Here is a 6,142-nt window from a genome sequence, read left to right on the forward strand (position 1 = left end):
CGCCGGCACCGCGCCGAGCGGGCGCCGGATCATGCTCGGCGACCTCACCTTCGCCCGGGCCGGGGACAAGGGTGGCAACTCCAACGTCGGGATCTGGGCGCCGGACCCCGCGCACTGGGAATGGCTGCGCACCACGCTGAGCACCGAGGCGGTCCGCGAGCTGCTGCCCGAGGCGAAGGACTGCGAGGTCGTCCGGCACGAGCTGCCGCACCTGCGTGCGGTGCACGTGGTGCTGAAGGGGCTGCTCGGCACCGGCGGCTCGTCGAACCTTCGGGTGGACCAGATCGGGAAGTCGGTCGGTGAGTACCTGAGGTCGAGGTACGTGGCGGCACCGTAGGCCCTCCCGAAACTAGTGATACATTTGTATCGTTAGTTTCGAGAGAGGACGGTTCACCCATGCCCGCCGCGCTGCTGCTCGCCCTGGCGATCCTGCTCGAGGTCGCCGGGACGGTGAGCCTGCGGCTGTCCGAGGGCTTCACCCGCCTGGTGCCCTCGGTCGTGGTGGTCGTCGGGTACCTGTCGGCCGTCGCGCTGCTGTCCCAGGTGCTCAAGCTGGGGATGCCGCTCGGGGTCGCCTACGGGATCTGGGCGGCGGCCGGTGTCGCGCTCGTCGCGATCATCGGCGCGGTGTTCCTCGGAGACGGCCTCACCGCCGTCCAGATCGGCGGCATCGTGCTGGTCATCGGCGGGGTGCTCGCCCTCGAGCTCGGCGCGGCCCACTGATGACCGGCGACGCGAGCCCGGTCGACGGCCGCCGGGCCCGCGGGGAGCGGCGCCGCGAGCTGCTGCTCGACGCCGCCCTCGCGGTGATCGCCCGGGACGGCGCGGGCCAGGTCACGCACCGCGCGGTGGCCGCGGAGGCCGGGGTGTCGCCCGCCTCGCCCGGCCACCACTTCACGAGCGTCGACGACATCCTGGTCGCCGCCCTGACCCGGGCCGGGCAACGCTACGTCGACGCCGTCGACGAGGTCCTGGCCGCGGTCCGCGGCGGCGCCGACCTGGCACCGGCCCTGGCCCGGGCCGTCGCGGGCTGGGAGGTCCTCCCGGGCAACGCGCTGGTGGTGGCCGAGTACGAGCTGTACCTGATGGCCGCGCGCCGCCCGGAGCTGGCGCCGGTCGCGCTGGGCTGGGCGGACCGCCTCGCCGAGGTGATCGGCGAGTACGTGCCCGACCCGGTCCGGGTGCAGGCCGTCGTCGCGTTCGTCGAGGGCACGCTGCTGCAGGCCCTGCTCGGGCGGACCACGACCGTGCCGGACGTGCGCGCCACCCTGGAGCGGCTGCTCACCGGGTGAGGGTCCGGGCCGGGCGACCTCAGAACAACCGGGCGAGCCAGCGGGAGTAGGTCTCGTCGTAGCGCCCGTCGGCCACCGCGTCGGCCCGGGCCTGCTCGGCCGCGATCGCCGGGCGCAGGGTGGGGGCCCACTGCGGCGTCGCGTAGACCAGCTGCCAGTAGTCCTCGCGCATCTGCACGGCGGCGACCTGTTCGTAGCCGCGGGTGGCGGCGGGGACGTCCAGGCCGTAGGCGCCCGCGGGCGGGGTCGGGGACCCGCTCGTCACGACGACGACGGTCGGCCGCGCGGCCCCGACGACGTCGGTCGGCGCGGCGCCGCGGGCGATCGCCTCGTCGTTGAGGCCGATGTAGTCGATGGCCTGCCAGTCGCTGTAGTACGGGATCGCGCCGGCGTCGGAGGTGGCCAGCGTGCGCGCCGGGACCGGCAGGTCCGCGTCGGCCAGCCCCGTGCCGATCGCGGCGTGCGCGCGGTTCAGGTCCACCCCGTAGTTGACGATCACCCGGGCGTCGTTCGCGGTGACCCCGGCCAGCGCCGTCCAGCCGACCGCGACCGCACCCACCGCGGCGGCGAGGCGGCGCGGCGCGACCGGGTCCAGCGCGAGCCCGGCGGCCAGGCACAGGACGGGCACGGCGTGGAAGGCGAACCGGTGCAGGTAGTCCATCGACGGCCCGGACAGCGCGTAGGTCACGTACGTCAGGCCGACCGTGGCGCAGATCAGCACCCCGGGCCGCCAGGAGTCGCGCCGCAGCGCCAGCGACGCCGCCAGCACGATCAGCGGCAGCAGCGCGGCGCAGGTGACCTCCAGCCAGCGCTGACCGGCCGCGAGGTGCCCGAACTTCACGTAGAACGTGTTCGGCAGCAGCTGCCCGTAGTAGGACCACCGCCAGAGGAAGTAGACGGCGCCGACGACGGCCGCGCCCCCGGTCCACACCCAGGTGCGCCGCTGCGCCCGGCACGTCCACGCCCAGACGGCCAGCGCCGGGACCACCGCCACCGCGCCCTCCGGCCGGAGCATCCCGCCGACGAGCAGCAGCACCGGCAGCTCCCAGGCCCGCACCGGCACGCCGCGCAGCACCCGCACGCCCAGCACCAGGACCCGGAGCAGGACGAGCGCGAACGCCGCGGTCTCCAGACCGGCCACGACGTGCAGGTAGGTCGGCAGGAACAGCAGGTAGGCGCCGACGGCGGTGACCGTGCCCGTCCGGGTCGCGGGCTCGCGCAGCAGCATCCACGCGGTGGCCGCCGCGCAGAGGGCCGAGGTCAGCTTCGAGACCAGCGGCAGCGGCACGCCCAGCGCCGCGAACGGGACGTGCCAGGCCATCCAGGCGAAGTTGGTGAACCCCTCCACCGGGTCGGCGCCCGGGTTCCAGGTCGGTCCGGCGCCGTCGGCCGCGTGCAGCGCGTAGCGGTAGGTGATGAACGCGTCGTCGATCGTGGTGCTCCACGTCGCCCAGATCCCGATCGCGAGCACGACCACGATCCCGGCCGCCGCGGCGAGCGGGAGCCGGTCGCGGCGCACGGAGCGTTCCCGCGCCTCCCGGCTCGGCCAGGACGGGGACTGCTGCTCGGGGGCGGTCAGCACGACGACAGTCTGCCGGGCCCGGCCGGCGGCACCGTCCCCGGGACCCACCGAGCTCGGAGGTACCCGCCTACGCGGTCCGGCCGCCGCGCAGCAGGGTCGCCGACGAGCCGGCCAGGAAGTACGCTCCGCATCCCAGCCCGGTGACGGCCGCGACCGCGACCGCGGACCCGCCGAACAGGCCGACCAGGGCGCCGACGACACCGATCCCCAGGATCACGGCCCCGACGGTGTAGAAGAGCCGCTGGAACACCCGGCCGAAGCCGAGGAAGTGCACGCCGACCACGACCGCGGTCCAGCAGATGACGTACTGCGCCAGCCCGAGGGCCTGCAGCGCGGCGTTGCCGGCGAAGAACGCGACGATCTCGGCCAGGACGATCAGCCGGTAGGGCCGGGAGGCGAACATCGAGCCCGCCCCTGCGGCCCCGGCGCCCGGCGGCGCGTTCCGCAGCAGCATCACCGCCCGCGCCAGCAGCGCCACCGCGACGACGACCGCGACCACGCGCACCACGAGCGGCACCGGCCCGGCCAGGCCGCCCGACCCCCAGAACACCCAGGCCACGCCGAACACGGCGCCCACCGCGACGCCGACGAGCGCGTCCCTGGGCAGCACGTCAGGCGGCGAAACGCGACGGGTCGCCCGCGCCGGCGCGGATGATCTCGGGCTCGTCGCCGGAGAGGTCGACGACCGTCGTCGGCTCCACGCCGCAGTCCCCGGAGTCGATCACCGCGTCGACGAGGTGGTCGAGCTCCTCCTTGATCTGCCAGCCCTGCGTCATCGGCTCGGAGTGGTCGGGAAGCAGCAATGTGGACGACAGCATCGGCTCGCCGAGCTCGGCCAGCAGCGCCTGGGTGGTCGCGTGCTCCGGGATCCGCACGCCGACCGTCTTCTTCTTCGGGTGCAGCAACCGGCGCGGCACCTCCTTGGTCGCGGGCAGGATGAACGTGTAGCTGCCCGGGGTGGAGGCCTTCACCGCCCGGAACACCGCGTTGCTCACGTGGACGAACTGCCCGAGCTGGGCGAAGTCCGCGCAGACCAGCGTGAAATGGTGCCGGTCGTCGAGGTGGCGGATGGTCCGGATCCGATCCAGCCCCTCCTTGTTGCCGAGCTGGCACCCGAGCGCGAAGCACGAGTCGGTCGGGTAGGCGATCAGGCCGCCCTCCCGCACCAGATCGACGACCTGGGTGATGCTGCGTCGCTGCGGGTTCTCCGGGTGCACGTCGTAGTACCTCGCCATCTGCCGGAGCCTACGACCCGGCGCCGTCCCGTGGGCCCCGGAGAGGGCCGCGTTTTGCGCTCCCGGTCCGGTTGTCGCCCACGTGATCCATGCGGCATGCTGCATTTCCGGTGTAACCGGTGATCATCAGGGCGCATCCACTCGACGAGGAGACCGATGTCCGACTCCGACAAGATCAAGGTAACGATCCTTCCGACCGGGACCATGCACGCCGACCTGACGTGGTTGCTGATCGACCCGAGCCGCATGGCGACCTACCAGAACCCGGACAAGAAGAAGGACTGGGTGGAGGTCCCCACCCACGCCGTCTACATCGAGCACCCGTCGGGCAAGAAGCTGATCTGGGACTCCGGTGTCCCCCGCGACTGGGAGACCCGCTGGGCCCCCTCCGGGCTGGGCCAGTTCTTCCCCGTCGACGCGGCCACCGAGGACATGTGGCTGGACTCGCGACTCAAGCAGCTCGGGCTCGAGCCGAACGACATCGACTACCTGCTGCTCTCGCACCTGCACCTGGACTGCTCGCGCAGGTGGCGGTGCACGCCGCCGTACGCGGCGCCGGCCGGTAGCAGTCCTTTCGCGACCTTGGTGACGGCGCTGTAGTTGGTGTCCACGACGTTGGCCAGCGGGGACTCCGAGATCTGGGTGAGTAGCTGGTAGGCGTCGAGCCGGTCCAGACCGTAGAGCTCACCGAGCCAGGCGATCATGCCGATCTGGCTGGCCCGCCACGCGTCCTCCAGCGGCCGCGACGACCCGACGACGGCGTAGTGCGTGTCGCTCTCGATCCGCGGCCACGCCGGGGCCGGGCTCTGCGGGGACGCCTTGATCAGCTCGACCAGCAGCACCACGTCCATCGCACCCTCGACGGCGGTGCCGCAGCTCTCGCCCTCGCCCTGGCGGTAGTGCCCGTCGCCGACCGAGAACAGCGCACCGTCGACGTTGACCTGCAGGTAGCAGGTGGCGCCGGGCTTCATCTCCGGCGTGTCCATGTTCCCGCCGAACACGTCGGGCACCAGCGAGCTGCGCACCTCCCGCCCGGGCGGGGCGACGCCGACGGTGCCGAGCATCGGGTTGCACGGCAGCTCCAGGCGCAGGTCCGTGCTCTGCGCCTCGAACAGCACGGTGCCCGCGGCCCGGTCGAGCTGGTAGATCCAGGTGCGCTCGGGCAGCGGGTCGTGCAGCAGCGCGGTGCGGTCGGTGACCGACAGGGCGCCGAAGAACGGGATCAACGTCGACGCGCCCCAGTCCCGCGCGGGCGTCAGGTCCACGATGTGCAGGGCCAGGGTGTCGCCGGGCTCGGCGCCCTCGACGAAGAACGGCCCGGTCTGCGGGTTCACCTCGGACATGTCGAGCACGTCGCTCGGCCGGTCGGTGGTCCGGGTCAGCCGGCCGGAGAACGCGTCCTCGGTCCAGAGCCGCAGGCACGTGCCGGGCGCGACCCGGTGCGTGGGCTCGACGCCGCCGAACGTCCACGCGAACTGATGGCGTTCCGGCCGGTACTCGACAACCCGCATCCACCGGATCATGGCCATCCGGCGCCCGGTCGGCAAGGCCGCCGGCGCAGAAGGTGGCCCCCGGACGCCCGGCGCCCGCCCGAGGGGAACCTCAGGCGCCGTCCTTCGGCGTCGCCGGTTTGACCCGGTCCTTGCCCGCCTCGGTCGCGGCCGCGGTGGCGTCCTTGCTGGTCGCGGCGCGGGAGGCGAGCTCCTTGTAGGTCAGCGGCCTGCGCTCGAACACGCCCTCGTGCGCGGCGACGGCGTCGCGGTGCTCCTTGTGTTCGGGGTGGTTCGCCTCGAACTCCTGGCGGGCCTCCACCGTGCGGCGCCAGTGCGTGATCGTGTCCCGGTCGCCGTTGTTCACGCCCTGCCAGGACTGCGGGGCGGTGGACATCGCCGGCGGGGGAGTCGCCCGGCCGCGGCCGTGCACCGCGGGCGAGGGCGGACGGCGTGTGGTCGTCGCCCCGCAGGTGGGGCAGTCCGGGGCGGGTGAGCTCCAGGACGGGACCATCAGCTCGAAGCGGGCCCCGCAGGCGCAGG

8 protein-coding genes and 1 pseudogene are annotated in these 6,142 nt (G+C 73.4%); 4 read left to right on the forward strand and 5 right to left on the reverse strand.

The window, feature by feature from the left end:
• The 3 genes and pseudogenes from I4I78_RS28830 to I4I78_RS28840 form a co-directional block, all read left to right on the forward strand.
• Positions 1–337 (forward strand): annotated as a pseudogene (locus I4I78_RS28830) (DUF1446 domain-containing protein); the annotation flags it as partial.
• A gap of 59 nt (positions 338–396) precedes the next feature.
• Positions 397–723, forward strand: a complete 327-nt coding sequence (locus tag I4I78_RS28835; protein ID WP_218614661.1) for a multidrug efflux SMR transporter — start codon at positions 397–399, stop codon at positions 721–723.
• Positions 723–1,292 (forward strand): TetR/AcrR family transcriptional regulator, encoded by a 570-nt coding sequence (locus I4I78_RS28840; protein ID WP_218614662.1) that lies wholly within the window; start codon positions 723–725, stop codon positions 1,290–1,292. The genes I4I78_RS28835 and I4I78_RS28840 overlap by 1 nt, the downstream gene beginning before the upstream one ends.
• A gap of 19 nt (positions 1,293–1,311) precedes the next feature.
• Here the strand turns inward: I4I78_RS28840 and I4I78_RS28845 are convergent, their stop codons facing one another.
• The 3 genes from I4I78_RS28845 to I4I78_RS28855 form a co-directional block, all read right to left on the reverse strand.
• The gene (locus I4I78_RS28845; RefSeq protein ID WP_308252427.1) at positions 1,312–2,874 is read right to left on the reverse strand and encodes a hypothetical protein; all 1,563 of its coding nucleotides are present in this window, start codon (positions 2,872–2,874) and stop codon (positions 1,312–1,314) included.
• 67 nt (positions 2,875–2,941) lie between these two features.
• Positions 2,942–3,484 (reverse strand): hypothetical protein, encoded by a 543-nt coding sequence (locus I4I78_RS28850; RefSeq protein ID WP_218614663.1) that lies wholly within the window; start codon positions 3,482–3,484, stop codon positions 2,942–2,944.
• Between the two features lies 1 nt (position 3,485).
• Entirely contained in the window at positions 3,486–4,109 is a 624-nt protein-coding gene (locus I4I78_RS28855; protein WP_218614664.1) for an L-threonylcarbamoyladenylate synthase, read from the reverse strand.
• A gap of 156 nt (positions 4,110–4,265) precedes the next feature.
• Here I4I78_RS28855 and I4I78_RS28860 point away from each other — a divergent pair, with 156 nt between their 5' ends.
• Positions 4,266–4,709 (forward strand): MBL fold metallo-hydrolase, encoded by a 444-nt coding sequence (locus tag I4I78_RS28860; RefSeq protein WP_226380631.1) that lies wholly within the window; start codon positions 4,266–4,268, stop codon positions 4,707–4,709.
• On the opposite strand, the gene I4I78_RS28865 is transcribed toward I4I78_RS28860, so the two are convergent.
• Positions 4,595–5,620 carry an acetamidase/formamidase family protein gene (locus I4I78_RS28865; protein WP_218614665.1) on the reverse strand — a complete coding sequence of 342 codons (1,026 nt, stop codon included), beginning with the start codon at positions 5,618–5,620 and terminating at the stop codon, positions 4,595–4,597. The genes I4I78_RS28860 and I4I78_RS28865 overlap by 115 nt on opposite strands.
• Positions 5,621–5,711: 91 nt before the next feature.
• Positions 5,712–6,142, reverse strand: a 431-nt coding sequence (locus I4I78_RS28870; protein WP_218614666.1) for a zinc ribbon domain-containing protein, incomplete at its 5' end; no start/stop codon positions are given.

It is taken from the genome of Pseudonocardia sp. KRD291, assembly GCF_019263595.1.
Classification (GTDB): Bacteria; Actinomycetota; Actinomycetes; order Mycobacteriales; family Pseudonocardiaceae; genus Pseudonocardia.